We start from the raw sequence: 24,868 nt of genomic DNA, 5'->3' as shown, positions 1-24,868 counted from the left end.
ATCCTCCCATGCGTTTGGTGCCAGTCTTGTGCAAACGCCGCACAGGGGCAAGGGTGCCGGCAAGGATTTGCTGGCATCCGGGCGCATTACTTGACCCGGCGCAAGCCAGCCCCTAGCCTGCCCAAAAACCCGAGGAGACCGTCATGACCACCAAACCCTTCACGCTGATCGCCCTGCCCTTCATGGCCCTTGCCGCCTGCAGCACGGCCGTCATTCCCGCGGGTGAGGACGTTTGCGGCGCTTCGGCCTTGCAGGATTTGGTCGACCAGCCCGCCGACCGGCTGTCATCCATGCGCTTTGTGGCCCCGATGCGCATTTTGCGCCCCGACAGTGCCGCCACAACCGATAACCGGCCCGAGCGCATCAACATTGCCGTTGATAACCGTGGCATCATCACCGGCGTGACCTGCGGCTAGCGCAGATAGGTTTCGATCAGGCTGTCGGCGCAGTTTTTCGCCGCCTCGCGGGCAAAAATCGTGCTGGCGGCCACGCCTTGCGCTGCCGCATCGCTGATCAACTGCGGGCGTGTATTGGTTTCATCGCATTGCCCGCTGACCAGCACAGCCCCGGTTTCAATGTCATAAATCGCCATATTCGCCGCCACGCGCACCGAGAATTTCTCATCGCGCAAGCCAAGGTCGCGGCCGGTCGATTCGGCGCCAAAAGCCACCAGATAGACATCAATCAAAATACCGCTCAGCCCGCGCCGGCGCGCAATTTCGGTAAGCTCCGGCGCGCGTTCTCCAACCGTCGTGCCGCGCACATTATAGGCATAAAGGTCGCGCAAATTCGGGCGGGTGGCGAAATTCCGGTTCAGATGCGTGGCAATCGCCTCGTCGATAAGCGCCGCCGGGTCCACCTCGGTTGGCGTGGCGATCGTGTTGATCTGCGTGCGGTTCTGGTTATCGGCGTTGAGCGCGCGGTTGCGCGCCTCGCCCACCAGAAACCCCAGCACACCGCCGGGCAAACCGCTTTCGGCCACCGGCAGGCTGCGGGTAAACAGCGGCGGGCGCTCCAACGCGCGCAAAACGGGCTGTGCAACCAGGGCTGCACGCGGAATATTGGCGCTGAGCGGCGGGGCGACATTCACGCAGCCCGCGGCGGTCAGCACTGTGGCAAATGCCAGAATTCGAGCGATCATCATAAAACCCATACTTGCGCGGCGTGGCCAGTCTTTATCATTCACGCATCATCATCAACCGCCCCGCGCAAGGCCTTTACCCCCGATCGGCGGGCTTTCGCCTTCAGCCGCCGCTGGATCGAGCCATAGGTCGGCTTGGTCGCCCGCCGCCGTTTGGGCCGCTCAAGCGATGCACGGATAAGCGCGGCCAAACGCTCTTCTGCCTCGGCCCGGTTGCGCGCCTGGCTGCGATGGCTGTCGCATGAAATCAGCAAGGCACCATCATTCGTCCACCGCCGCCCCGCCAAACGCTGAAGGCGCGCCTTGGCATGATCGGGCAGGTTGGGCGAGCGCGCGGCCTCAAACCGCAGCAGAACCGCGGTTTCCACCTTGTTCACATTCTGCCCCCCGGGGCCGGATGACCGCATGAACGTGGTCGTCAGCTCCCAATCGGCAATGGAAATATCATCATTGATGCGCAACATGGCTTTGCTATAGCGGCTTTGGGTCAGGCAGGCAAAGCCCGGAGTCGCGCGCGGAACCAATTCACCAATTCCTGCTCGTTCATACTGCCTTCAACGACGTCTACAACCACATCGTCTATACGGTCATCCTCAAGCAACTCCAACTCGTAACCGCTGCGTTCGATCAGGACTGTGGTGGATATCCAAGCGGTCCGCTTGTTCCCGTCTACAAAGCCGTGGCTGGTCGCCAAGCCGTGCAATAGTGCTGCGGCTTTGCGCTCAATCTTGCGGTGATACCCATGAAAAGGTCGCCCAATAGCGCCAAGAATATTGTCATAATTTGACACCCCTCGCCGCCCACCGGCCAATGCCAACGAAGTTTCATGTGCGTCCAGCACGTCGGCCAGGGTAATCCTGTAATTGATCCTACCGATCGGCCAAGCGGATCAGCGCCGCTGAATGCTTGCTCACAGACCTGCGAATGATTTCGCGGGATTTCGCCGAAGACTTGCCTATGAGTTGGGCTTCAATACTGTAGCCCGAAACCATTACGGATTCGGCATCGCGCTTCGGAATGCCGGTAGACGCCACTCCGCGCCCTTTCTTGTCTACAGATTTTGAATCGGTCATTTCGCTATTGCATCCAAGCAATTCTATTTCCCCTTAAAATATGCTTAAGCGCGGTATACTTCAAGCTGCTTAAAATTCTGTGACCTATTGCGTATTTAAAAACGAAGGGGTTCAGTTGGTAGAGCAGCAAGAAATTCTCATGCTTCTTTCCCTGGCGCATTCACTGTGCAAAGTCAGGCAATGGTAAAGTTCAGCCGCAAAAAGAATGGGCCGGTTCCGCAGAACCGGCCCAACCCAGGTCGGAGGTGGCCAGTGGAACGAATCCAGGCCGGGCTCCTTCTCTAACAGGGCTGCCTGCTAGATTTTCGCCCCGCTTGTTAGCCTGACCTCTAGCTCCAAATCCCAATTAGACATTGGCACCTCCTTTCTGATTGTTGCAAGTAGGGGAATCTTTGCACTGAATTGCGAAATCGCAAAGCAAAAAATTTGTGAACCTGCGCGATCAGATCAATTTGGCGCCCGCATCCGCCCCGCGATCAGCCTGAACGGCACCAGTGCCACCAGTGCCAGCGCCAGTTTCACGCCGAAATCGGCCACGGCCAGGCTGGCCCAGAGCGGCACAACGGGGCCGAGGCCGAGCAGCGGCAGGGCTTCGTTGGCCCAGCTTACATCGGTTGCGGGGTCGATGAAGGCTAGCCATGTTGAAAACGCGATGGTGAAGAACAGCGCCGTATCCAGGCTGGAGCCGATAAGCGAAGAGACCAGCGGCGCGCGCCACCAATGGCCCTGGCGCAGCCTGTCGAACACCAGCACATCGACCAGTTGCGCCACCAGAAAAGCCGTGCCCGAACCGATGGCGATGCGCAAGGTCACGGCGGGGCCGAATTCCAGCATGATTTGCGTGCCGATCAGCGAGCAGATCACGCCGACAACGAAACCCGCAAAAATAACGCGGCGCGCGGCTTTTGCACCGTATGCGCGGTTCATCAGGTCTGTCACCAGAAAGGCAATGGGGTAGGTGAACGCCCCCCATGTCAGCCAGTCGCCCAGCAAGAACTGCACAAGAATATTGGAGGCGACGACAACCGCCGCCATAGCGATAACGCCTGCGAGAATTCCGTTTTTCATGTTTTAACCCGTGTTTTTTAAGAAGGTGTTCGGAGACTTCTGCCAGCACCATGCTGGAACCGGGGCGGCATAAACGCAAATGCGGCTAGGTGCAAGCCCGCTGCATCAGCACAACATCGCCCCCGGCATGGTGCGCCTGGCCAAATGCCGCATAGCCGCATTTTTGCGCAAGGCTGATTGAGGCGGCATTGTCGGGCGAAATCATGCAAACCGTGCGCTGTGCGAAAGGTTGCGCATCAAACCAGCCATGCACCGCCAATGTCGCCTCCAGCGCATAGCCCTTGCCGGTGGCGGCCTTGCGCAAGCTCCAGCCGGCTTCGGGCGCGGTATCAAAATCAGCTCCAAGCTCGCGCATGGCCTCGAACAATCCGGTCTGGCCAATATACTGGCCCGCCGCATTGAAAATCGAGAAAAACCCGAAGCCCGAAAACGCCCAGCCCCCCAAAACCCGCTGGAACCGCATATGCGAGTCCGCGCGGCTTTGCGGTGTGCCGGTCACGTGACGGGCAACAAATTCTTCGGCCCACATGGCGGCATAAGCGTCAAAATCGGCGCGGACGGGCGGGCGCAGCAGCAGCCTTTCGGTGCGAAGTTCCAAACTCATTTGCGGCGTTTATGCTCTTCTAGGCGCGGCATGATTTCCACAAAGTTACACGGCATATGGCGATAGTCGAGCTGGGGGGCCAAAATGCTGTCCCAGCCATCCTTGCAGGCACCGGGGCTGCCGGGCAGCGCGAACAGATAGGTGCCGCCCGCCACCCCCGCACAGGCGCGCGACTGCACCGCCGATGTGCCGATCTTCGGGAAAGAGACCAGCGTGAACAGCGTGGAGAAGGCGTCAATCTCCTTTTCATAGACATCGCGATGCGCCTCGACGGTAATATCGCGCCCCGTCAGCCCCGTGCCGCCGGTGGAGATGACGACATCAACACCGGCATCCGCCACCCATGCGCGCAACTGGCCGGCTATTTCCGCTCGCTCGTCGCGCAGGATTTTACGATCGGCCAGAATATGCCCCGCCGCCTCCAGCCGGTTGACCAGCACGTCGCCCGAACGGTCATCGGCAAGGCTGCGGCTGTCGGAAACGGTGAGAACCGCAATGCGGATGGGAATGAAGTTGCGCTCAGCCATTGTCCAATCCTTCAAGCCTGTCTTTCAGTGCCAGCAAATCGGCCCAGGCATGGCGCTTGTTGGCCGGGTTGTGCAAAAGCCCGGCCGGGTGCAGCATGTGCAGGGCGGGCCGGCCTGCCAGGTCCACCCAACTGCCGCGCAGCCGGGTTATGCCGGTTGTTGCCCCCATCAGCCCGCGCGCCGGCACATTGCCCAAAAGCACCAGCAGCTTGGGGGCGGCAAGTTCGATATGGCGCAGCATGAAGGGTTTCATCATTGCCGCCTCATCGGCGCTCGGGTCGCGGTTTTGCGGCGGGCGCCAGGGCACGAGGTTGGTAATGTAACAGGCATTGGCCACATCCGCATGGTCGCGCGCAATGCCAATGGCGGCGAGCATCCGGTCGAGCATCTGCCCCGCCGGGCCGACAAAGGGCAGGCCGCGCGCATCCTCCTCGCGCCCCGGCGCCTCGCCAATAATCATCAGCGGTGCTTCGGGGTTGCCATCGGCAAACACCGTGTTGCGCGCGCCTTTCTTCAGCGCGCAACCCTCAAAGGCCGCAAGTGCTGCGCGCAAGTCCTCAAGACTGTTGCAGCCTGCCGCCACGCGCTCTGCCTCGGCAACAGCCGCCGCTGCGCCCTCGGCGGCGGGCACAGCCGCAGCAACCGGCGCTGGCGCTTCTGCAACCGCCCTGCCCGCCGCCGGTTTGGCCACGGGGGCGGGCAGCGCATAACGGTCGATCGGGCTGTCACCAATCGCCTCATCGGCGCCAAGCTCGATCAGCCAGCGCAGCCTTGCCAGATCTGCCGCATTTGCCTGTAATCCGCTCACCGCGCCGCACCCATGCCGATTCCATTTCGCCCTTGCCAGCCACCAGTTTAGCCCCCTGCCCGAAAGGATGCGAGTGCTACATGCGCAAGAATGGTTGTTTAGCCCGCGCACCCTGCTATAACGCGCCAAATCAGGTGGAGTATGCGGCGTGCTGAGCCAAAGGCATCTTTTGGGGATAGAGCCCCTGACCCAGACCGATATCACAACCATTCTTGATTGCGCCGAAACCTATGCGCAGGCCAACCGCGCCCACCAAAAGCCGCCCGCCATTCTGTCGGGCCTCAGCCTCATCAACATGTTTTTCGAAAACTCGACGCGCACGCAAAGTAGCTTCGAGCTGGCCGCCAAGCGCCTTGGGGCCGATGTGATGAACATGTCGATGCAGACCAGTTCCGTCAAGAAGGGTGAAACGCTGATCGACACCGCGCTTACGCTCAACGCCATGCGCCCCGATATTCTGGCCGTGCGCCACCCGGCCTCCGGTGCTGCCGATCTGCTGGCTTCCAAGGTCAACTGCATCGTGCTGAACGCGGGCGACGGGGCGCATGAACACCCGACACAGGCGCTGCTCGACGCGCTCACCATCCGCCGCGCCAAAGGCCGCCTGCACCGGCTGACCGTGGCGATTTGCGGCGATATCGCGCATTCCCGCGTGGCCCGCTCCAACATGTTCCTGCTGGGCAAAATGGAAAGCCGCATCCGCCTTGTCGGCCCGCGCACGCTTATGCCAGCGGGCGTTGAGAAACTGGGGGTCGAGGTGACGGATGACATGGCAAAGGGGCTGGAAGGCGCCGATGTGGTGATGATGCTGCGCCTGCAAAAAGAGCGCATGGATGGCGGTTTCATCCCGTCTGAGCGCGAATATTACCACCGCTGGGGTCTGGACGCCGCCAAGCTGGCCGCCGCCAAACCCGATGCGATTGTCATGCATCCCGGCCCGATGAACCGTGGTGTGGAAATCGACGGGTTGCTGGCCGATGACATCAACCGTTCGGTCATCCAGGAGCAGGTGGAAATGGGCGTCGCCGTGCGCATGGCCGCGATGGATTTGCTCACCCGGCACGTGCAGCAAGGAGAAGCGTGATGGCCCGCCGCATTGGTTTTCGCAATTCCACCCCCGAGCAACCCGACCGCACCGCAAGCAATGGCTGGGAGGGGATTCTCGACCCTGACGAGCGCATTCTGTGGCAGGGAAGGCCGGATACGCAAATCATCATCGGGCCGGGCAATATCGCGCTAATGCTGTTCGGTGCTGCCTTTGGCGGCTTTGCGCTGTTCTGGATGGTCATGGCAGCCAGCGCGGGCGGCGGCTTCTGGGCCTTCGGCCTTATCCATTTCTCGGTCGGCTTCGGGATCATGTTCGCGGCAATCTTCGGCAGCCGCTTTACGCGCGCCCGCACATGGTATGCGCTCTCCAACCGCCGCGCCTTCATTGCCACCGATATGCCGCTTGTGGGCCGCAAGCTCAAATCCTACCCGATCACCGAAGCCTCGGTGCTGGAAACCGATGGCAACCACCCCGCGACGATACATTTCGCCACCGAAACCCGGCGGCGCAGTTCCAAAAACGGCGGCGCGCGCACCTACCAAGCCGCCATTGGCTTCGTGCGGATTGATGACGGCGAAGAGGTCTACAAGCTTTTGCGCCGCGTGCAGCGGGGGGCGGTATGACCACAACCTTCACCAATGCCCGCCTGATCGACCCGGAATTCGGCAGCGACTCGCTCGGCAGCCTGACCATCGATAATGGTGTCATTACCGCGCGCGATGCTGCGCCGACGGGCGAAATCATCGACTGCAACGAACAGTATCTTGCCCCCGGCATCATCGATATCGGCGTCAAGATCGGCGAGCCGGGCGAGCGGCACAAGGAAAGTTTCCGCACGGCAGGCGCGGCGGCTGCGGCGGGTGGTGTCACCACGATGGTTACCCGCCCCGATACATCGCCCCCCATCGACACACCCGAGATGCTGGAGTTTTTCCGCACCCGCGCCGCCGCTCTTTGCTGCGTGAACGTGCTGCCGATGGCCGCGCTCACCAAAGCCCGCGCCGGGGTTGAAATGACCGAGCTTGGCTTTCTGGCCGATGCTGGCGCCGTGGCCTTCAGTGATGGTGACAGCCCCGTGCCCAACGCAAAAACCCTGTCGCGCCTCATGGCCTATGCGGCGGCTGACAACGCGCTGATCATCGGCCATGCGCAAGACCCGCAGCTAAGCCTTGGCGCGGCCGCCACTTCGGGCGCCCTGGCCGCCAAAATGGGCCTGCCCGGCGTTTCGCCTATGGCCGAGCGCCTGCGGCTGGAGCATGAGCTGACCTTGGTCGAGGCGAGTGGCGCGCGCTACCATATCGACCAGATCACCACCGCCGCCGCCCTGCCCGCCTTGGCCCGTGCGCGCGCAGCCGGGCTGAAAGTGACAGCGGGCATCAGCATTCACCACCTCACGCTGAACGAGTTTGACATTGAAGGCTACCGAACTTTCTTCAAGTTCAAACCACCCCTGCGCAGCGAAGATGACCGTATGGCAATGGTCGCAGCCCTTGCATCGGGCGAGATCGACATCATCTGCTCGCTCCACACCCCCCAGGATGAGGAAAGCAAGCGCCTGCCCTTTGCCGATGCCGCTTCCGGCGCTGTCGGGCTGGAAACCCTGCTACCCGCCGCGCTGCAACTGGTCCATGCCGGGCATCTGTCCCTGCCGCAGCTTTTTGCGGCGCTTTCGCTGAACCCGGCCAGGCTGCTGGGCCTGCCCGCCGGGCGGCTGGCCATCGGCGCCCCGGCCGATCTGGTGCTGTTCAACCCCGACATACCCTATATCCTCGACCGTTCAACGCTGCATTCCAAATCCAAGAACACCCCCTATGATGGGCGGCGAATGCAGGGCCGCGTTCTGGGCACATGGCTGGCCGGGCGGCAGGTTTGGGGGCTTGAATGATACCCGATATGCTGAGGTTCTGGGCCGAAGGCAGCGGCTTTGCCGCAGCCGCCCCGAGCCTTGCGCTGGTCTTTGCCGCCGCCTACCTGCTTGGCGCCGTGCCCTTCGGCCTTGTCATCACCCGCGCGCTTGGCCTTGGCGATCTGCGCAAAATCGGCTCGGGCAATATCGGCGCCACGAATGTGCTGCGCACCGGCCACAAGGGGGCGGCGCTGGCCACGTTGCTGCTGGATTCCGGCAAAGGCGCCATCGCCGTTCTGCTTGCCCGCGCCATGTTTGGCGATGCCGCCGCCCAGGTCGCCGGGCTTGGCGCCTTCATCGGCCATCTTTACCCGGTCTATCTGCGCTTCAGGGGCGGAAAGGGCGTGGCCACATTCCTTGGCACCTTGCTGGCACTCAACCCGCTGGCCGGTCTGGCCACCTGCGCCACCTGGCTTGTCGCCGCCCTGCTGTTTCGCATCTCCTCGCTCGCAGCACTTGTCTCGGCCACCAGCGCCGCGCTCTGGCTCTATCTGCTGGGCCAGCCACAAATGACCGGCCTCGCGCTTGCACTCGCCGCGCTCATCATCTGGCGGCACCGCGCCAATATCGCGCGGCTGATCAACGGCACCGAGCCAAAGATCACCCGCAAACCCTGATCATCTTTTGCTCATAAATATCCCACGGGGGTCCGGGGGTGTGAAACCCCCGGCCACCAGCATCGGGTCAGGAGGTGTGAAACCCCTGGCCACCGCCCGTCAGGACACATGAAAACGGCCGGGAGATTCCCGGCCGCTCCCTGACCCTGAAATACCGGCCTAGCCTTTGCGCTCCAGCGCCTCGGCCGTGCGCTTGGTATTGTCGTGAATACCAATGACAAGGAACATGATCCCGCCAAAGATGATGGCGTAAAGCACGCCGCCAATCATGATCCCCAGCCCCATCAGGAAGCCGCCCATCGGATTGCCCATCATCGCGGCACCACCTCCCAATGCGCCCAGCACGATGAGGATAACCATGAGCCAGACCAAAAGCTCCAGCGATTTGATGATCATATCTTTCATAAATACTCCTGTTTTTATACTGTTCCGACTGCCGCATCTTGTGCTGACATGCGACAATCGGGCGCAGCATACATTAATAGGAATATTCGCGATAGATATTGCTCAAATCACCCTTCCAGTCGCCATGAAAGCGTTTCAGCAGCTCATCCGACGGGCTTTCACCGCGCGCTACAATATCGTGCAGCGCGTTCAGGAAATGGGTTTCGTCCGGCACCAAACCGCCCGCGCCCGGGCGGGCGCGCGCCGCAAGCCCGGCTTGCGAAATGTCCAGCACGTCGCGCGCCACATCCAGCACGCGGCGCCCGGCAATCGTGGCATGTAGCCCGTCTTTGGCCACATCAAGGCGCAGCGCCTCGCGCGCATCAAGGCTCCAGCCCTTGCACAGATCCCAGGCCGCATCCAGCGCGCCTTGCTCATAGATCAACCCCACCCAGAAGGCGGGCAATGCGCAAATCCGCCGCCACGGGCCAGCATCGGCCCCGCGCATTTCGATGAATTTCTTGATGCGCGCTTCGGGGAAGGCGGTGGTCAAATGATCGGCCCAGTCGCTCAGCGTCGGGGTTTCTCCGGGCAGGGCGGGCAGTTTTCCCTCCATGAAATCGCGGAAATTCTGGCCCAGCGCGTTAATGTATTTCCCGTCGCGATAGACAAAATACATCGGCACATCCAGCGCATAATCCACCCAGCGCTCAAAGCCGAACCCGTCTTCAAACACAAAGGGCAGCATTCCCGTGCGGGCATTGTCGGTATCCTGCCAGATACGCGCACGCCAGCTTTGATAGCCGTTGACCTTGCCTTCAAAAAACGGCGAACAGGCAAAAAGCGCCGTGGCAATCGGCTGCAATGCCAATGCAACCCGCAATTTCTGCACCATGTCCGGCTCGCTTGCGAAATCGAGATTCACCTGCACCGTGCAGGTGCGCCGCATCATCTGTGTGCCATGCGTGCCGACCCGCTGCATATAGCTGTCCATCAGCTTGTAGCGGCCCTTGGGCATCAGGTCCATCTGCTCATGGCTCCAGACGGGTGCGGCCCCCAGCCCGATGAAGCCCACGCCAATCTCGTCGGCCACCTCTTTGACCTCGGCCAGATGCAGGTTCACCTCGTCGCAGGTCTGGTGGATGGTTTCCAGCGGCGCGCCCGAAAGTTCCAGCTGCCCGCCCGGCTCCAAACTCACATTCGCGCCGTCCTTGACCAGCCCGATCAGCTTGTCGCCCTCGACCACGGGCGCCCAGTTGAACCGGTCGCGCAAGCCTTCCAGCATCGCCTGGACCGAGCGCGCGCCCGCATAGGGCAGCGGCTTTTGCGTATCGCGGCAATAGCCGAATTTCTCATGCTCGGTGCCGATGCGCCAATCGGCCTTTGGCTTGCAGCCATCGGCCAGATATTGCGCCAGTTGTGCTTTGTTTTCGATGGGCCCGCCACCGGATTGAGGGATCGACATGGGCTGGCCTCCGCCTAAAGGGTTTGCTCCGACTTAGCGGCTGCGCGCGGGGCATTCAAGCCACGCTCTTGCGCGCAGCCGTCAACGCTGTTTTTCCCAGATGGATTCCATCCCCGGCCTGGCCGCCGCCACGCTGCGCAGAAGCGTCGCAAGGCTTAGCCCCGGCAGGGCGGCAAAGGTGTCGGGCAAAATATCGGCCCCCTCGGCCCCGAGCGGAATAACCAGCGGGGTCTGGTCGGGTGCATATAGCACCCAGGACTGGGTGCCACCCCTGCCGGTAGACAGCGCCACTCGCCGCAGATCATCCAGATCGAGGCTACCGCCAAGGCTGGGCGCCAGATAGGTGATGCGCCGCTCATCCACCTCGACCAGCCCGACCGCCGCCAGCCGCCGCGCAAGGCTGGCGCGCAAAATCGCAAGGTAGATCAGCACGCCAAGCACAGCGGCCAGCACCAGCCCCAGCCCCACAAGCACCCAGGCCCCGCGCGCAATTCCAAGCCATGCCAAGCGCAGCGCCAATAACATGGCCGCGGCCAGCGCCAGCGGCTCTATCCAGCGGGAAAGTCTTTCACGGGCTTCGGGGCGGATCAGGCTCATGGGGCTAACTTGGGGCTGGGCGCGGCGCGGCACAAGGGCAATTCACGCGCCAACCACATGGGTATCGGCCATCATGTAAAGCGTCCAGTCGCCAATGCGTTCAAACCCGATGCCAATATAGGCCCGCGCCGCCACCTCGCTGGCGGCAAACAGGCTGGCGCGGCTCACGCCTTTTCCGCGCGCGCTGTCCAGATGCAGCGCCAAGGCGCGGCGTGCATATCCCCGGCCACGCAAATCGGGCGGCGTAAACACCCCGCCGATTTGCACCGCTTCGGGAATGCGGGCATTGAACCCGGTCATGGCCAGCGGGGTTTCGCCCGCCATCAGCACGACATGGCTTTGGTTGGCGCAATATTCATCATAGGAAAATGCGGCATCCCTGGCGGCCTGATCGGGCGGTGTTTGCAGCGCCTCCATTTCATAGGCCAGCAACCAGTCGCGGATCACTGCCTCGGGCGCTTGCGCAATCGGCACAATATTTCCCGGCCCATCGGGCAGGCGAAGCTGGCTTAGTTCCAGCGCATACTGCCCGTCATCATCATCCAGCGTGGTGGCGACATTCTCCATGCCCAGCGCGGCAATCAGCGGGCGCACCTGCTGTGCTGGCCCCAGAAACCGCGCGACACTCTCGCCCTGCAAGGCGGCGCGCAGGGCAGCCCAGTCGGCATTCGGACAAACCGGCATGACAGCACCCGAATTCGCCAAGCCCACAGCATCGGTAATGACGCCGCCCGCTTTGGCCACCCAGAACCGCATGGCATAATCATGGCGGCCATCAATCCCGTATTGCGCAATGTTATTCAGCGGAAACATCGCATGGTCGAGATGCTGGCGAAAGAAATCACACAGCTTTGCGCCCATATCGGGGGTGACGCGGATCATGCCCAATCCCCCAACTTGCTCTGCCATATCGCCAGGGCGGCCAGTGCGGCGGTGTCGGCGCGCAGAATGCGCGGGCCAAGGCTGGCGGGCGCGCAAAACGGCAGGCTGCGCAGGGTTTCTGCCTCTTCCGGTGCAAAGCCACCCTCTGGCCCGATCAGAATTGCCCAGGGGCCGGGTGTGTCCAGCACCTCGGCCAGCATCGGTGCAGCCCCACGTTCATCGCAAAACACCAGGCGGCGCGACGCATCCCAACCCTTCAAAACCTTGTCGAGCTTCTGCGGCATCTCAAACGCGGGCAGCGCCGTGGCCCCGCACTGCTCTGCCGCCTCGATGATATGCGCGGTCACGCGATCTTCGCGCAAACGCTCGGTATTGGTGTAGCGCGTCATGACCGGCAGCAGCCGCGCTACGCCAAGCTCTACCGCCTTTTCCACAATAAATTCGGTGCGGGCTTTCTTGACGGGCGCAAAAAGCAGCCAGATATCGGGCAAGCTGGCCTGCGGCGCTTGCATATGGTTACACAGGGCCACCGCCCCCTTGCGGCCAAGCTCGGCAAGGCTGGCGTGCCACTCGCCATCGGCCCCATTGAACAGCGCCACAGCGTCGCCCGACGCGCGGCGCATGACGTTCATCAGGTAATGCGCCTGTGCGCGATCCAGCCCCACGGCTTGCCCCGCCCCCAATGGCGCGTTTACATACAGCCTGATCTTTGCCCTATCCAAAAAAGCGCCCCCAATGACAAACCTGCCCGATACTTCCAATGGTCGCGTGGCCGATGCAACCAAAATGAACTGGGTCGACCGTTTTGCACCTGCCGCGCTGCGCCCCTATCTGCGCCTGTCACGGGCCGATCGGCCCGCTGGCACCTGGCTGCTGCTTATCCCCTGCTACTGGGGGCTGGCGCTGGCCGTGGGCGCGAGCGGCGCGGGCTTTGCCTGGGGCGATCTTTACATCGCGCTTGGCTGCACGGCGGGGGCGTTCCTGATGCGCGGCGCGGGCTGCACCTGGAATGACTTCACCGACCGGCATATCGATGCGCGAGTGGCGCGCACCCGCTCGCGCCCGCTGCCATCCGGCCAAGTCTCCCCGCGTGTGGCCCTGCTGTGGATGGTGCTGCAAGTCGCGCTCGCCGCGCTCATCCTGCTGCAATTCAACCGCTTCACCATTTTTCTGGGCATTGCCGCGCTCATCCCCGTGGTGATCTATCCCTTTGCCAAACGCTTTACATGGTGGCCCCAGGTCTTTCTGGGCGTGGCCTTCAACTGGGGCGCCTTGCTTGGCTGGGCGGCGCATAGCGGCAGCCTGTCGCCAGCACCCGTGCTGCTTTACACCGCCGGCATGGCCTGGACGCTGTTTTACGACACGATCTATGCCCATCAGGACAAGGAGGATGACGCGCTCATCGGCGTCAAATCCACCGCATTGCTGTTTGGCGGGGCCACGATGCGCTGGCTGTTCTACTTTCAGGTCGCCGCAGTGCTGCTGATGGCGGGCGCGGTCATCCTTGCCTTTGCCGCCGCGCCACCCGCTGTGCTGATGCTGGCACTTGCCGCACCCTGGGGTTTCGGCCTGCATATGTATTGGCAGTTGCGGCGGCTCGATATCAACGACCCCGCGAATTGCCTGCACCTGTTTCGCGCTAACCGCGATACTGGGCTGATTGCCGCCGCTTTGCTGGTGATTGCCGCCGCGCTTTAGCACGGCCCTGTGCGGGCGCTTGATATGCGCCCGGCCTTGGCCTAGACAGTTGCCAGCCTCAACATCGGAACTTTTGAATGCGCTTATTTGCCCTTCTGTTTGCCCTATTCGGTCTGATCGGCGGCGGCGTAGCGGCCTGGATCTATGCCGATAATGTGATCACCAAGCTGGAAACGCGCAATCTCACCCGGCTCGATTCGGCCCTGCGCGCCAGCGAAATTGCCTGGCCCAACCTGCGTGCCGATGGCCAGTTGCTCATCATCTCCGGCGCGGCCCCCGATGATGAAGCCGCCGCGCTTGTGTTGCAAATGGCGACCGATGTGCTGCCCGCTGCGCTGGTCATGGATGAAACGCATCGCCTTGAAGGGCAAACCGCCACGGGCCGTGCTGAGCGGATCCAGCCACCGCGGATCGAGATTCTGCGCTCGGATGCGGGAATATCGCTTTTGGGTCGCGCCCCGGGCGGGCCCGCGCTGACCGCGCTGCGCGCCGCGCTCAGCGCGTTGCCCAATGGCGGGCGTGTCACAGACCTGCTGGAGGAAACCGACGGCCCGATCACCCCGGACTGGAATGCCGCCATAGAATTCGCGCTGCGCACCCTGCCGCAAACCCCCGAAGCGACGCTTACCATCATGCCGGGCCGTGTGACCATCGAGGCCGTGGCCAGCACCGCAAGCTGGCAGCAGGGCCTGTCGGAACTGCTCGAACGGATGCGCCCGCCCGATGTGGCGCTGGAGCTGAACATCCGCGCCCCGCGCCCGGTCATCTCGCCCTTCCGCTTTGCCTTTGACCCAAGCGCAGAGACCCCGGTTTTTGACTGTGCCGCGCGCAATGAAGACGAGGCGGCGCGCATCATCGCCGCCGCCGAGGCTGCGGGCCTTCCGGCTGGCAGCGGCACATGCAACATTGGCATCGGCGCCCCGTCCGAGCTTTGGGGCACGGTGGTCAGCCAAAGCCTGGCCACATTGTCCGAACTCGGCAGCGGCAAGCTCGAAATCATCGATACCGATATCATCTTCACCGATATATCCGCCCCGCTCGATGTGCTTGGCCGCACCGAGATCAATCTGCGTGCCGAACTACCGGCCATCTATTCCGTGCGTCCGCTTGGCCAGATCGCACAAGAGGCTGTTGCCCCCGCCGCCACAGCCAGCCAAAACGGCTGGGGGCCGCGCTTTCTGGCCATCCGCGATGCCGAAGGCGCCGTCGTGCTGCGCGGCATGGTGCGCGACAATCTCACCAGCAAGGTGATTGATTCCTATGCCGAAAGCCGCTTTGGCTATGAGAATGTGCAGGTCGATTTCACCGAAACCACCGACCTGCCCGAAGGCTGGCAGGCGCGGATTTTCACCGCACTCGATGCATTGAAGCTGCTGGATACCGGGCAGGTGACCATTACCGCCAACGCCTTTGTGCTGCGCGGCACGGGCGCGCTGCCCGATCTCGAAGCCGAGCTGTCGACCATGCTCGACATCTCGCTTGGCGCGGGCAATTTCAACCTGCAGGTCGTGCAGACCGAACCTGTTGTCCAGGAAGAACCGCCGATGGATGCCCGGCTTTGTGCCGGCCGCGTTGCCGCTATTCTGGCCGAAAACCAGATCAGTTTTGCCCCCTCCTCGGCGGTGATAGATGACAGCAGCGCCGGGGTCATTGCCGAAATTGCCAGCGTGTTGCAGGGCTGCCCTCAGGTCGATTTCCAGATCGGCGGCCATACCGACAGCCAGGGCGGCGAAGAGATGAACGCCGCGCTCAGCCAATCCCGCGCCAATGCCGTGGTCGATGCGCTTTTGAGCCAAAATCGGCTCATGGGCCAGCTTTCGGCCTTTGGCTATGGCGAAAGCCAGCCCATTGCGAGTAATGAAACCGAAGAGGGCCGTGCCGCCAACCGGCGCATTGAAATATTGCCGCTGGACGAGGCGCAGGCCCTGCAAGCGGCAGCGGCCTCTGCCGCACAAGACGACACAGCCGGAGTTGAAGAGGGCGCCAATGAGTAAATCTGAACTTACCCTGATGCTGGTCAGCGCGGTGGTCGTGGCCATTGTCTTTGGCTGGATGCTGCGCTGGATCTATGACCGGATGACCCATGCCGCCCATGCCGCCCCCGGCAAGATCAACACCAACCAGGACGGTCTGGTGAAAGAGGCCGTCGCCGCCCAGCACCGCGCCGAGGCGGCCGAGGCGGAAATGAAAAGCGAGATTCGCCAGCAACGCGCCGAAACCGAAGCGCTGCGCGACGGGCTGCGCGCCGCGCGCGGCCGGCAGATGGAGCTTGAAGCCGAGCTTGAAGCCCTGCGCGGCGGCCAGTAAACCCAAGCCGCCGAAGCCCTGCCGCGCATGGCCATGCTGCATGAATGCAGCCCGCCATGCTTGGCGGTGGCAGCGCGACGAAGGCAGCCCCTGTGGCACCCGCACACCCGCGCTGCCTTGCACCCTTCGGAACAGTTGAGACTGCGGCCAGGCCAGCCCGCAACTACAGGGCAACGCCGCCAGGCGGCGCGGGCCAAACGCCGCCAATCGCGCAACATTTGCCGCGCCGCCACCGCCAAACCCGCTTGCGGGTGCGGCAGGCCATCGTTTAGTCCCGGCAGCCGATGGATTCGATCGCGATTGAATTTCGACGGGCCGGGCTTAAAGCCTACGCGTGCAATCGCGCAGAGGATGGTCGATATACGGTGTTTCGGTGTGAAAGGGCGCGCATTCCTGAATGCCCGGCTTTCAGACAGGCTCGCGGCTTCAACCAGCGCGCGACCGGGGTCAAGTCGAATGGTTTTTTGCCCGTTGCTCCGCGCACGCGCCAACAGCGCAAGCGTCATTGCCTTGGCCTTCATGTCTGGCCAGCAGCAAGGCACCGCTTGGGCGGGCATGAAGATATGCTAATTCTGCGACCAGTTCATCAATCCCGGCCGGATCACATTTCCTGATGTTATTTTCACGCTCTTGCAGCGCGCGCGCGCAGAAATTCCATTTTCCCCAGAACCAGCGCGGCCATAGAAGCGCGACGTTGGCTAGGTGAACAGCCACATGGCCAAGGCCCCAAACACCAGCCCGACCCCAAGGCCAAGCCAGGCCGAGAGCGGTTTTCTACGCGGCACGGGTGCGGGTTGGGCGGCCTTTTGCAACAGGGTTTCGGCGAGTTTTGGCAGATGCGGGCCGAAACGCGCCAACACGCGCATGGTGCTGCCAAGGTCGCGCAGCATGGCGCGCGGGCCAAGATTGTCGCGGATATAGGCCTCGACCACCGGACGGGCGGCATCCCAGATGTTCAGCGTCGGGTCCAGCGAGCGGGCCACGCCTTCGACCACAACCATCGTGCGCTGCAGCAAAATCAGCTCGGTGCGGGCTTCCATGCCGAAACGCTCGGTAACCTCGAACAGATGGGCAAGCAGCCGCCCGATGGAGATTTGCGTGGAGTTATGGCCGAAAATCGGCGCGGCCACGGCGCGCAGGGCCTGAGCGAACTCGTCGATATCGCGATCGGCCGGCACATAGCCGGCCTCAAAATGCACTTCGGCCGTGCGGCGATAATCCCTGTGCAAAAACCCCATCAGGATTTCGGCATAGACCCGGCGCGTATAGGGGTCTATCCGGCCCATGATGCCAAAATCATAGGCGATCAGGTCGCCATTGTCGGCGCGCTTCAGGTTGCCCTGATGCATATCGCCATGAAACAGCCCGTCGCGCAGCGCCTGACGCAAGAAAAGCTGGATGATGCGGGTGGCGAATTCATGCGCGTCATAGCCGGTCGCGGCCAGCGCCTTCACATCACCAAGCGGCACACCATCGGCCCAGCTCGATGTCATCACCCGGCGCGCCGACAGGTTCCAATGCAGCTTTGGCACGGTGAAACCGGCATCATTGGCGGTGTTCTCGGCAAATTCATCCCCGGCCGAGGCTTCGGTGCGCAAATCCAGCTCGGCCAGCACCACGCCTTCGAAATGCTTGATCACCTCGCGCGGGCGCAAACGGCGGGCTTGCGGGGCGATGAGCGAAACCATCCAGGCGGCAAGGTGGAAGGCATCGACATCGCGCAGAAAGGCGCGCTCGATTCCGGGGCGCAGCACCTTTACGGCAACGGTTTCGCCTGTCGCGCGCAGCTTTGCCTTATGCACCTGTGCCAGCGAGGCGGCCGCAATGGGTTCGGAAAACTCCGAGAATACATCATCAAGCCTGATGCCAAGCTCGCGCTCCACCTCGACTTTGGCGATGGCGCGTTCGAAGGCGGGCAGCCGGTCTTGCAACACGCGCAACTCGGTGGCGAGGTCTTCGCCCACAAGGTCGGGCCGTGTGCTGAGCAACTGGCCGAATTTGATATAGGCGGGGCCAAGGGCTGTAAGCGCGCGCAGAATAGGCGGCTGGCTCGGGTCGCCCTTCAGGCCAAGCCAGGCAAAGGGCCAGCCCAGAATACGGGCGGCAATGCGCAGGCTGCGCGGGGCGTCGAGCGCATCAAGCGCCACACGCATTGCGCCGGAACGTTCAAACGTGGCGCCGGTGCGGATCAGCCGCCAGATATTATGCGGCCCCCTCAAATCTTCCACCCAGAATGCAGCGCGGCAATGCCCAGCGACAGGTTGCGATAGCTGACCTGCCCAAACCCGCCTTGGCGGATCATGGCGGCGAATTCGTCCTGCCTGGGGAATTTGCGGATGGATTCGACGAGGTATTGGTAGCTGTCACGGTCATTGGCGATCATCTGGCCAAGCGGCGGGATGATGTTGAAGGAGTAGCGGTCATAGAGCCATTGCAGCCCGGGCTGGGGAATGGATGAGAACTCCAGCACCATCAGCCGCCCGCCGGGGCGCAGCACGCGGAACGCCTCGGCTATGGCATCGGGGATGCGGGTGACATTGCGAATGCCAAAGCTGATCGTATAAACATCAAAGCTGTTATCGGGAAAGGGCAGCGCCATTGCATCGCCGACCACCCAGTCGAGCTGGCTGGCCAATGTTGCCGCCTCGGCACGTTTGCGCCCCGCGATCAGCATGGATTCGGTCATATCCAGCACGGTGACTTGCGCTTGCGGTGCGCGGGCCAGAAAGCGAAAGGCAATGTCGCCGGTGCCGCCCGCCACATCCAGCAGGCGCTGGGGGCCGCGCGGGGCCAGCCAGTCCATCATCGCATCTTTCCAGATGCGGTGGATGCCAAGGCTCATCGCGTCATTCATCACATCGTATTTGCTGGCGACATTGGTGAACACACCATGCACCATGCCGGCCTTGGCGGTTTCATCGACTTCGCGAAAGCCGAAATGCGTGGTCTTGGCGGTCATAACTGGCCCTTCATGCTTGGCCCTGATTAAAGCGGAACGCGGCAAGGTGCAATTGCCTGCATGTCGCAAGGACATGGCCGACGGGCTGCCGCGCAGCTTTGGCCCGATCAGGTGATCGGGCCGCGCCGCTTGGCGGTGGCGGCGCGGCGAAGGTTGCACCCGGGCCAAATGATGCACCCGCGCTGCCACCGCCAAACCCGAAGGGTGCGGCAGGCTATGTGGCGGCTTTGAAAATCCGGATGGTGGTATCGCCATAGCGGCGCTCGTCGACTTGGGTGAAACCGGACACGGGGGCAATATTGGCGGCGCTGCTTTCCTCCAGCACCACAATTGCGCCCGGCGCCACCCAGCCGCCTGCAAGCGCGCTTTCGATGGCACGCTCGCCCAGACCTTTGCCATAGGGCGGGTCGATGAAGATCAGATCATAGGGCGCATCGCGGTTTTCGCCCAGCCGGGTGGCATCGCGGCGAAACAGGCGGGTCTGGCCGATGGCGCGCAGCGTGTCGGTGTTGGTGCGGATGAGGGCGCGGGCCTTCGCACCCTCGTCCACAAACAGCACATGCGCGGCACCCCGGCTCAGTGCTTCAAGCCCCAGCGCGCCGGTGCCTGCAAACAGGTCAAGCACGCGCGCACCTTCCAGCGGCGGATAATCGCCATGCGCCAGCAGGTTGAACAGGCTTTCGCGCGTGCGGTCCGATGTCGGGCGCAGATGCGCCGCCGCATCGCCCGCGCCAAGGCTTGCCAAAGCGGTGCCCTTGTGCTTGCCGCCGATAATGCGCATCAGCCTGCCAGAAGGGTTTTCAGGTTCACCCCGGCATCGGCCACCAGGGCCGCATCGGGGGATTTGCCCGCCTCGATCAGCCGTTTGCCCACCATATAGGCGCGCGGGTCATTCATGGCATCGACCGCCAGCAAGCGGCCCTTGGCGTAATACCAGAAGGATACGGCATCGCCCTCGCCCTGCCGTGTAACGATCTGCTCATAGCCTGCCGACAGCCCGGCGATTTGCAGCTTGCAGTCATACTGGTCGGACCAGAACCACGGGGCGGCGGTATAGGTTACGTCCTCACCCATCATGGCACTTGCGGCTGCGGCGCCCATATCTATGGCATTGCCCACGCTTTCCAGCCGCATCCGCCCGGCAGCTTGCGGGAAAGATGCACAATCGCCTGCGGCAAAAATCAGCGGGTCCGACGTGCGGCAGGCGACGTCACAGGCAATCCCGTTGTCAATCTCCAGCCCCGCCGCCTCGGCCAGCGCGGTATCGGGAGTTATGCCAATGCCGATGATCACGAAATCCACATCCATAGCACTGCCATCGGCAAGCTCGGCCCGGCAAACGCGACCATCTTCGCCCACAAGCCGCGACAGGGCGCAGTTTTCGCGAATATCGACACCATGCGCCAAATGGAGCGCGCGGAAATAATCCGAGGTTTCGGCCGAGGCGACGCGCTGCAAGATACGCGGCGCGGCCTCGATCAGCACCACGTTCAGCCCGCGCTTGGCGGCCACGGCGGCAGCCTCCAGCCCGATATAACCGCCGCCGACAATCAGCACCCGCGCGCCCGGCTTGAATTCGGGCGCCAGCGCATCGGCATCGGCAAGGCTGCGCATGGCGTAAACGCCAGCAAGCGCGCCGCCAATCGCTTCGGGCAGCAAGCGCGGGCGCGCGCCGGTGGTCAGCGCCAGCCTGTCATAGGAAATCTGGCTTCCATCGGACAGGGCAACACGCTGGCCGGCGCGGTCAATCTCTATGGCCATCACATCGGTTTTCAGCGCAATATCATGCTCGCCGTAAAAACCGTCAGGGCGGAAAAACAACCGCTCTACCCCCATTTCGCCCAGCAAATAGGCCTTGGAGAGCGGCGGGCGCTGATAGGGCGGGTGGGGCTCATTGCCGATCAGGGTGATCGGGCCGCCATGCCCGCCCTTGCGCAAATGCTCGACAAGCGAGAACCCGGCCTGCCCGGCCCCGATAACGACAATATGTTCCATAACCGTTTCTGCCTTCAATATTTGCGCCATTCTGGCCAGCAGGCCGGGCGGGTCAAGCGGCAAGTTGCGCTGAATTTCGCTGCTTTGCGCCTGCCCACTCGACATTGGTGGCCGTGCAAGCCTAGGCTGTGTCAACGTAATTCAAGGAGCTGACCATGACAATCCAACCCGGTGACAAATTGCCAAGCGCAACCTTTCTGCAAATCGGTGCCGCCGGCCCCGAACCCGTGGCCAGTGCCGATGTGTTCAAGGGGAAGCGCGTGGCGCTGTTTGGTCTGCCCGGCGCCTATACCGGCACCTGCTCCACCCTGCATGTGCCGAGCTTCATGCGCGTCGCGCCGGCGCTGCGCGACGCGGGGGTGGATGCGATTGTATGCGTTTCGGTCAACGACCCGTTTGTGATGAAAGCCTGGGGCGAGGCCACGGGCGGGGCCGATGCCGGCCTGACCTTCTTGGCCGATGCCGATGGGGGTTTCATAAAATCCATTGGCCTTGATTTCACCGCGCCGCCCTCGGGCCTGATCGGCCGCAGCCAGCGGTTTGCCGCCTTGGTGGACGATGGCGAGGTGAAAATCCTGAATGTCGAGCCTTCGGCCGGCGAATGCAACCTTTCAGCCGGTGAAACCCTGCTTGCGCAGATGGCCGCATGAGCCGGCCGCCGTTTTCGCTGGTCGGGATCGACCATGTGGTGTTCACCGTGGATGACATGGCCAAGGCGCTTGCCTTCTATCACAACGTGCTGGGCTGCGTTCCGGGCTATTCCTACCCCGCTTTGGGGATGGAACAGGTCTGGTGCGGGGCGGCGCTGATCGTGCTGTGGGATATCACCGATCCCGGTGCTGCCGATGCGGTGCCACCAATTGCCGGCGGGCGGAATGTCGACCATATCTGCCTGGCCCTTTCGCCCTTTGCGCCTGAAGACATGCGCGCACATATGGCCGCGCATGGGGTAACGATAGAGAATGAAGCTGTGCATGGCGGGGCGCGCGGACGGGCACAATCCTTTTACATCCGCGACCCGTTTGGCAACAAGCTGGAGCTGAAAGGCCCCGCCCAATACCCCGACGGGCGCGGCTAACCTGCCAGTTTCGGCGCGCTGGGGGCGGCGGCAATTTCGGCGGCGATGCTGTCCATCGCCAGCGCCAACTGCCAATCGAGCCCCGAAAGCCCGCCCGTGTCATGCGTGGTCAGCAGCACCTGCACGCGGTTATAGACATTGAACCATTCGGGGTGGTGGTTGAGCGCATCAGCCTTGACCGCCACCGCCGCCATAAAGCCAAAGGCGCGGCGAAAACCCTTGAACTTGAACTCTTTCTCAAGCGCCTCGCGGGTGGTTGCGCGCGCCCAGCCTGCGGCAATCAGGGTGTCAAGCTGGTCTTGTGTCATCGCGTCAGGCATCATCATCTCCGGTTCTTTTGGCAAAGGGCGAATGGTCTTGCAGATAGTCGATTTCCGCCACCACCATTTCGCCTTCTTCATTCAGAAAGACTTGCACGGCGGCGGCAAAGCGCGGCTCGGCGATCCAGTGGAGCGAGTAGCAGGGCACTGGCAGATAGCCGCGCGCCAGCTTGTGTTCGCCCTGCGCGCCCGCCTCGACCCGGGCAAGCCCCATGTCTATCGCCGCCTCGATCGCCTGATAATAGCATAGTTCGAAATGCAGGTTGGCATGATGTTCGGTGCAGCCCCAATAGCGGCCATACAGCACATCGGACCCGATGAAATTGAGCGCGCCGGCAATGGGCGTGCCGTCTTTTATGGCCAGAACCAGCAGCATATCATCGCGCAGATGCGCATGGGCTTCCTCAAAAAACGCACGTGTCAGATAGGGTTGGCCCCATTTGCGCGCGCCGGTATCCTGGTAGAACTGCCAAAAATAATCCCAATGTTCGGGCTGGATCTCATCGCCGGTCAGCCGCACGATATCGCCACCAAAGGCTTGGGCCGAGGCGCGCTCGCGCCGCACATTCTTGCGTTTGCGCGATGAGAGCGCCGCCAGATAATCGTCGAACGACGCATAGCCGGGGTTGAGCCAGTGGAACTGCTGGCTGGTGCGCTGCATCATGCCAAATTCCGGCCCGCGCGCCCATTCATCCTGCGTGCAAAAGGTAATGTGGAACGAGCTGATCTTGTTTTGCCGCGCCAACTCGCGCGCCGCCTCTACCAGCAATATCCCCGCTTCAGCCGGAGCATCGGGGTGGACAAGCAGCCGCCGCCCGGTGGCCGGCGTAAACGGCACCGCTGCTTGCAGCTTGGGGTAATAGCGCCCGCCGGCGCGCGCGTAGGCATGGGCCCAGTTGAAATCGAAGATATATTCGCCCTGGCTGTGGCCCTTGGCGTAAAGCGGCATCACGCCCAGCAACTGCCCGCCCAACTGCCCGCCCAACCGCGCCACCAGATGCCGCGCCGCCCAGCCCGTGCCCTCACCGACCGAGCCGGAGCGTTCCAGCGCCAGCAAGAAACGATGTGTCAGGAACGGGTTTTCGGGGCGGCCCCGGTTAGGAGCGGCGCAACTGTCCCAGTCCTCGGCGCTGATCTGGTCAAGCCCCGTCAACACCGTGATTTCGACATTGCCTTCTGCGCTGTCTGTCACGCCAGATAGCCCTCGAACGTGATGTTATGCGCCACGCGGCGGGCCTGTTTTTCCTGCAAGGGGCCGCGCACTGTCCAGCACAGAATGGGCACACCGGCGGCGCGCAGCAGGGTTACGGCCTCGCGGTCAAGGTCTTCGCGGTCATGCGAAATGAAGCTGCTTCCCGTCGCGCCAAAATCGGGGATTTCGGCCAAGGCCGCACGGCGGGCGGCGGGCGTGAGCGCCCATTCCTCATCGGCAAAAGCGCAAGTGACCAGCCCGCGCGCAATATCAGGGGCAATCCTGGCCATTTCGTAAATGGCGTGCGGGTTGAAAGACATCACCGCCACCGGGCCGGCATAGCTGGCCAGTTCAGCCGCACAGGCCGCCTCCAAAGCGCCGATATCGGGGCCGAGCGTGCCATCCTGGTCCTTGATTTCCACCAGCAGCGGCACGCGTCCGGCAACCAACGCCAGCACCTCGGCAAAGGTCGGAACCCCCTCGCCATTGCCAAGGGTCAGTTCAGCCAGTTCAGCCGCGCTGCGCATTTGAATTGGCCCGCTTTGCCCGGTCAGCCGCGCAAGGTCATAATCGTGAAACACCATTGCCTGCCCGTCGGATGACAGCTGCAAATCCAGCTCGATCCCATAGCCGCCGTCAATCGCGGCTTCAAAGGCGGCGCGGCTGTTTTCCGGCACCGCGCCGCCATGCAGCCCGCGATGGGCGATCGGGCGCGCCAGAAACGGGGCTGGCAGGTCAGGCAAGCTCGAACACCGCGTCAATTTCTACCGCGACGCCCAGCGGCAGCACGGCCCCGACGGCGGCGCGCGCATGGCGACCTGCATCGCCAAACACCTCGGCCATCAGGTCGGACGCACCGTTGATCACCGTCGGTTGCGCGGTAAAATCCGGGGTGCAGTTGACAAAACCACCGAGTTTGACCACGCGCGCCACCCTGTCCAGATTGCCGCCGCACGCTGCCTTGGCCTGCGCAATCAGCGCCAGCCCACAGCTGCGCGCTGCGGCATAACCCTCTTCAAGCGTGCAATCCGCCCCCAGCTTTCCGGTGATGAAACCCGCATCATTGCGCGATACCTGCCCGGATATGAACAGCAGCTTGCCGCTGATCACATAAGGCACATAATTGGCCGCCGGGGCCGGGGCTTCGGGCAATGTTATGCCAAGTTCGACCAGTTTCGCATCAATCTTTCCCATGCTCT

The 24,868-nt window shown here is 62.7% G+C and carries 31 protein-coding genes; 10 read left to right on the top strand and 21 right to left on the bottom strand.

Annotated features, from left to right (window positions below; translation table 11 throughout):
- Window positions 1-143 precede the first annotated feature (143 nt).
- Window positions 144-416 carry an I78 family peptidase inhibitor gene (locus tag LGT41_RS05955; RefSeq protein WP_274129198.1) on the top strand — a complete coding sequence of 91 codons (273 nt, stop codon included), beginning with the start codon at window positions 144-146 and terminating at the stop codon, window positions 414-416.
- Here LGT41_RS05955 and LGT41_RS05950 read toward each other — a convergent pair.
- The 8 genes from LGT41_RS05950 to LGT41_RS05915 all read right to left on the bottom strand — a co-directional run bounded on the left by LGT41_RS05950 (window position 413) and on the right by LGT41_RS05915 (window position 5,221).
- Complete coding sequence (locus LGT41_RS05950; protein ID WP_274129197.1) at window positions 413-1,144, bottom strand: hypothetical protein; 732 nt, start codon at window positions 1,142-1,144, stop codon at window positions 413-415. The genes LGT41_RS05955 and LGT41_RS05950 overlap by 4 nt on opposite strands.
- Before the next feature lie 38 nt (window positions 1,145-1,182).
- Window positions 1,183-1,605 carry an alternative ribosome rescue aminoacyl-tRNA hydrolase ArfB gene (gene arfB, locus LGT41_RS05945; protein WP_274129196.1) on the bottom strand — a complete coding sequence of 141 codons (423 nt, stop codon included), beginning with the start codon at window positions 1,603-1,605 and terminating at the stop codon, window positions 1,183-1,185.
- Between the two features lie 23 nt (window positions 1,606-1,628).
- Entirely contained in the window at window positions 1,629-1,982 is a 354-nt protein-coding gene (locus LGT41_RS05940; protein WP_274129194.1) for a type II toxin-antitoxin system death-on-curing family toxin, read from the bottom strand.
- A 28-nt stretch (window positions 1,983-2,010) separates the two neighbouring features.
- Window positions 2,011-2,214, bottom strand: a complete 204-nt coding sequence (locus LGT41_RS05935; RefSeq protein WP_274129193.1) for a hypothetical protein — start codon at window positions 2,212-2,214, stop codon at window positions 2,011-2,013.
- 447 nt (window positions 2,215-2,661) lie between these two features.
- Window positions 2,662-3,282, bottom strand: a complete 621-nt coding sequence (locus LGT41_RS05930; protein ID WP_274129192.1) for a queuosine precursor transporter — start codon at window positions 3,280-3,282, stop codon at window positions 2,662-2,664.
- Between the two features lie 85 nt (window positions 3,283-3,367).
- Entirely contained in the window at window positions 3,368-3,886 is a 519-nt protein-coding gene (locus LGT41_RS05925; protein WP_274129191.1) for a GNAT family N-acetyltransferase, read from the bottom strand.
- Window positions 3,883-4,413, bottom strand: a complete 531-nt coding sequence (moaB, locus tag LGT41_RS05920; protein ID WP_274129190.1) for a molybdenum cofactor biosynthesis protein B — start codon at window positions 4,411-4,413, stop codon at window positions 3,883-3,885. The genes LGT41_RS05925 and moaB overlap by 4 nt, the downstream gene beginning before the upstream one ends.
- Window positions 4,406-5,221 carry a uracil-DNA glycosylase gene (locus LGT41_RS05915; protein WP_274129189.1) on the bottom strand — a complete coding sequence of 272 codons (816 nt, stop codon included), beginning with the start codon at window positions 5,219-5,221 and terminating at the stop codon, window positions 4,406-4,408. The genes moaB and LGT41_RS05915 overlap by 8 nt, the downstream gene beginning before the upstream one ends.
- Window positions 5,222-5,369: 148 nt before the next feature.
- Between LGT41_RS05915 and LGT41_RS05910 the strand changes: the two genes are divergently transcribed.
- From LGT41_RS05910 to plsY, 4 genes are read left to right on the top strand one after another with little or no spacing between them, the layout of a single operon-like run.
- Window positions 5,370-6,305, top strand: a complete 936-nt coding sequence (locus LGT41_RS05910) for an aspartate carbamoyltransferase catalytic subunit (RefSeq protein ID WP_274129188.1) — start codon at window positions 5,370-5,372, stop codon at window positions 6,303-6,305.
- Window positions 6,305-6,892, top strand: coding sequence for an aspartate carbamoyltransferase catalytic subunit (locus tag LGT41_RS05905; RefSeq protein WP_274129187.1), 588 nt, complete (start codon window positions 6,305-6,307; stop codon window positions 6,890-6,892). The genes LGT41_RS05910 and LGT41_RS05905 overlap by 1 nt, the downstream gene beginning before the upstream one ends.
- Window positions 6,889-8,154 (top strand): dihydroorotase, encoded by a 1,266-nt coding sequence (gene pyrC / locus LGT41_RS05900; protein WP_274129186.1) that lies wholly within the window; start codon window positions 6,889-6,891, stop codon window positions 8,152-8,154. Before LGT41_RS05905 ends, pyrC begins: the two co-directional genes overlap by 4 nt.
- Window positions 8,151-8,792: a glycerol-3-phosphate 1-O-acyltransferase PlsY gene (gene plsY / locus LGT41_RS05895; RefSeq protein WP_274129185.1), complete on the top strand. Its 642-nt coding sequence runs from the start codon at window positions 8,151-8,153 to the stop codon at window positions 8,790-8,792. Before pyrC ends, plsY begins: the two co-directional genes overlap by 4 nt.
- A 159-nt stretch (window positions 8,793-8,951) precedes the next feature.
- Here plsY and LGT41_RS05890 read toward each other — a convergent pair whose 3' ends face one another.
- From LGT41_RS05890 to LGT41_RS05870, 5 genes are all read right to left on the bottom strand, one after another.
- Window positions 8,952-9,197 (bottom strand): hypothetical protein, encoded by a 246-nt coding sequence (locus LGT41_RS05890; RefSeq protein ID WP_274129184.1) that lies wholly within the window; start codon window positions 9,195-9,197, stop codon window positions 8,952-8,954.
- 73 nt (window positions 9,198-9,270) lie between these two features.
- A complete protein-coding gene (locus tag LGT41_RS05885) occupies window positions 9,271-10,641 on the bottom strand; it encodes a glutamate--cysteine ligase (RefSeq protein ID WP_274129183.1) in 1,371 nt (456 codons plus the stop codon).
- 81 nt (window positions 10,642-10,722) lie between these two features.
- On the bottom strand, window positions 10,723-11,238 hold the full coding sequence (locus LGT41_RS05880) for a hypothetical protein (protein ID WP_274129182.1): 516 nt from the start codon (window positions 11,236-11,238) through the stop codon (window positions 10,723-10,725).
- A 42-nt stretch (window positions 11,239-11,280) separates the two neighbouring features.
- Window positions 11,281-12,120, bottom strand: coding sequence for a GNAT family N-acetyltransferase (locus tag LGT41_RS05875; RefSeq protein WP_274129181.1), 840 nt, complete (start codon window positions 12,118-12,120; stop codon window positions 11,281-11,283).
- A complete protein-coding gene (locus tag LGT41_RS05870; RefSeq protein WP_274129180.1) occupies window positions 12,117-12,842 on the bottom strand; it encodes a 16S rRNA (uracil(1498)-N(3))-methyltransferase in 726 nt (241 codons plus the stop codon). The genes LGT41_RS05875 and LGT41_RS05870 overlap by 4 nt, the downstream gene beginning before the upstream one ends.
- 13 nt (window positions 12,843-12,855) lie before the next feature.
- Between LGT41_RS05870 and ubiA the strand changes: the two genes are divergently transcribed.
- The 3 genes from ubiA (at window position 12,856) to LGT41_RS05855 (ending at window position 16,125) form a co-directional block, all read left to right on the top strand.
- Window positions 12,856-13,818, top strand: a complete 963-nt coding sequence (gene ubiA, locus LGT41_RS05865) for a 4-hydroxybenzoate octaprenyltransferase (protein ID WP_274129179.1) — start codon at window positions 12,856-12,858, stop codon at window positions 13,816-13,818.
- A gap of 77 nt (window positions 13,819-13,895) precedes the next feature.
- Entirely contained in the window at window positions 13,896-15,812 is a 1,917-nt protein-coding gene (locus tag LGT41_RS05860; RefSeq protein WP_274129178.1) for an OmpA family protein, read from the top strand.
- Window positions 15,805-16,125, top strand: coding sequence for a hypothetical protein (locus LGT41_RS05855; RefSeq protein ID WP_274129177.1), 321 nt, complete (start codon window positions 15,805-15,807; stop codon window positions 16,123-16,125). Before LGT41_RS05860 ends, LGT41_RS05855 begins: the two co-directional genes overlap by 8 nt.
- Window positions 16,126-16,823: 698 nt before the next feature.
- On the opposite strand, the gene ubiB is transcribed toward LGT41_RS05855, so the two are convergent.
- The 4 genes from ubiB to LGT41_RS05835 all read right to left on the bottom strand — a co-directional run bounded on the left by ubiB (window position 16,824) and on the right by LGT41_RS05835 (window position 21,079).
- On the bottom strand, window positions 16,824-18,344 hold the full coding sequence (ubiB, locus tag LGT41_RS05850; RefSeq protein ID WP_274129176.1) for a 2-polyprenylphenol 6-hydroxylase: 1,521 nt from the start codon (window positions 18,342-18,344) through the stop codon (window positions 16,824-16,826).
- On the bottom strand, window positions 18,341-19,084 hold the full coding sequence (gene ubiE, locus LGT41_RS05845) for a bifunctional demethylmenaquinone methyltransferase/2-methoxy-6-polyprenyl-1,4-benzoquinol methylase UbiE (RefSeq protein ID WP_274129175.1): 744 nt from the start codon (window positions 19,082-19,084) through the stop codon (window positions 18,341-18,343). The genes ubiB and ubiE overlap by 4 nt, the downstream gene beginning before the upstream one ends.
- A 214-nt stretch (window positions 19,085-19,298) precedes the next feature.
- Complete coding sequence (gene rsmD, locus LGT41_RS05840) at window positions 19,299-19,865, bottom strand: 16S rRNA (guanine(966)-N(2))-methyltransferase RsmD (protein WP_274129174.1); 567 nt, start codon at window positions 19,863-19,865, stop codon at window positions 19,299-19,301.
- On the bottom strand, window positions 19,865-21,079 hold the full coding sequence (locus tag LGT41_RS05835; RefSeq protein ID WP_274129672.1) for an NAD(P)/FAD-dependent oxidoreductase: 1,215 nt from the start codon (window positions 21,077-21,079) through the stop codon (window positions 19,865-19,867). Before LGT41_RS05835 ends, rsmD begins: the two co-directional genes overlap by 1 nt.
- A gap of 155 nt (window positions 21,080-21,234) precedes the next feature.
- On the opposite strand from LGT41_RS05835, the gene LGT41_RS05830 reads away from it, so the two are divergent.
- A complete protein-coding gene (locus tag LGT41_RS05830) occupies window positions 21,235-21,729 on the top strand; it encodes a peroxiredoxin (RefSeq protein ID WP_274129173.1) in 495 nt (164 codons plus the stop codon).
- Window positions 21,726-22,157 (top strand): VOC family protein, encoded by a 432-nt coding sequence (locus LGT41_RS05825; RefSeq protein WP_274129172.1) that lies wholly within the window; start codon window positions 21,726-21,728, stop codon window positions 22,155-22,157. Before LGT41_RS05830 ends, LGT41_RS05825 begins: the two co-directional genes overlap by 4 nt.
- On the opposite strand, the gene LGT41_RS05820 is transcribed toward LGT41_RS05825, so the two are convergent.
- Genes LGT41_RS05820 through LGT41_RS05805 form a run of 4 tightly spaced genes read right to left on the bottom strand, consistent with a single transcriptional unit; the run spans window position 22,154 to window position 24,863 of the window.
- Window positions 22,154-22,483, bottom strand: a complete 330-nt coding sequence (locus LGT41_RS05820; RefSeq protein WP_337993025.1) for a 4a-hydroxytetrahydrobiopterin dehydratase — start codon at window positions 22,481-22,483, stop codon at window positions 22,154-22,156. The genes LGT41_RS05825 and LGT41_RS05820 overlap by 4 nt on opposite strands.
- A complete protein-coding gene (locus LGT41_RS05815; RefSeq protein ID WP_274129171.1) occupies window positions 22,470-23,669 on the bottom strand; it encodes a GNAT family N-acetyltransferase in 1,200 nt (399 codons plus the stop codon). The genes LGT41_RS05820 and LGT41_RS05815 overlap by 14 nt, the downstream gene beginning before the upstream one ends.
- The gene (locus tag LGT41_RS05810) at window positions 23,666-24,412 is read right to left on the bottom strand and encodes a glycerophosphodiester phosphodiesterase family protein (RefSeq protein ID WP_274129170.1); all 747 of its coding nucleotides are present in this window, start codon (window positions 24,410-24,412) and stop codon (window positions 23,666-23,668) included. Before LGT41_RS05810 ends, LGT41_RS05815 begins: the two co-directional genes overlap by 4 nt.
- The gene (locus LGT41_RS05805) at window positions 24,405-24,863 is read right to left on the bottom strand and encodes a RidA family protein (protein ID WP_274129169.1); all 459 of its coding nucleotides are present in this window, start codon (window positions 24,861-24,863) and stop codon (window positions 24,405-24,407) included. The genes LGT41_RS05810 and LGT41_RS05805 overlap by 8 nt, the downstream gene beginning before the upstream one ends.
- Between the last annotated feature and the right edge of the window lie 5 nt (window positions 24,864-24,868).

This window comes from Abyssibius alkaniclasticus, assembly GCF_020447305.1.
GTDB classification, from domain to species: Bacteria; Pseudomonadota; Alphaproteobacteria; order Rhodobacterales; family Rhodobacteraceae; genus Abyssibius; species Abyssibius alkaniclasticus.
Note: the sequence above shows the minus strand (reverse complement) of the source record. Positions and strands in the feature narration are given on the sequence as shown.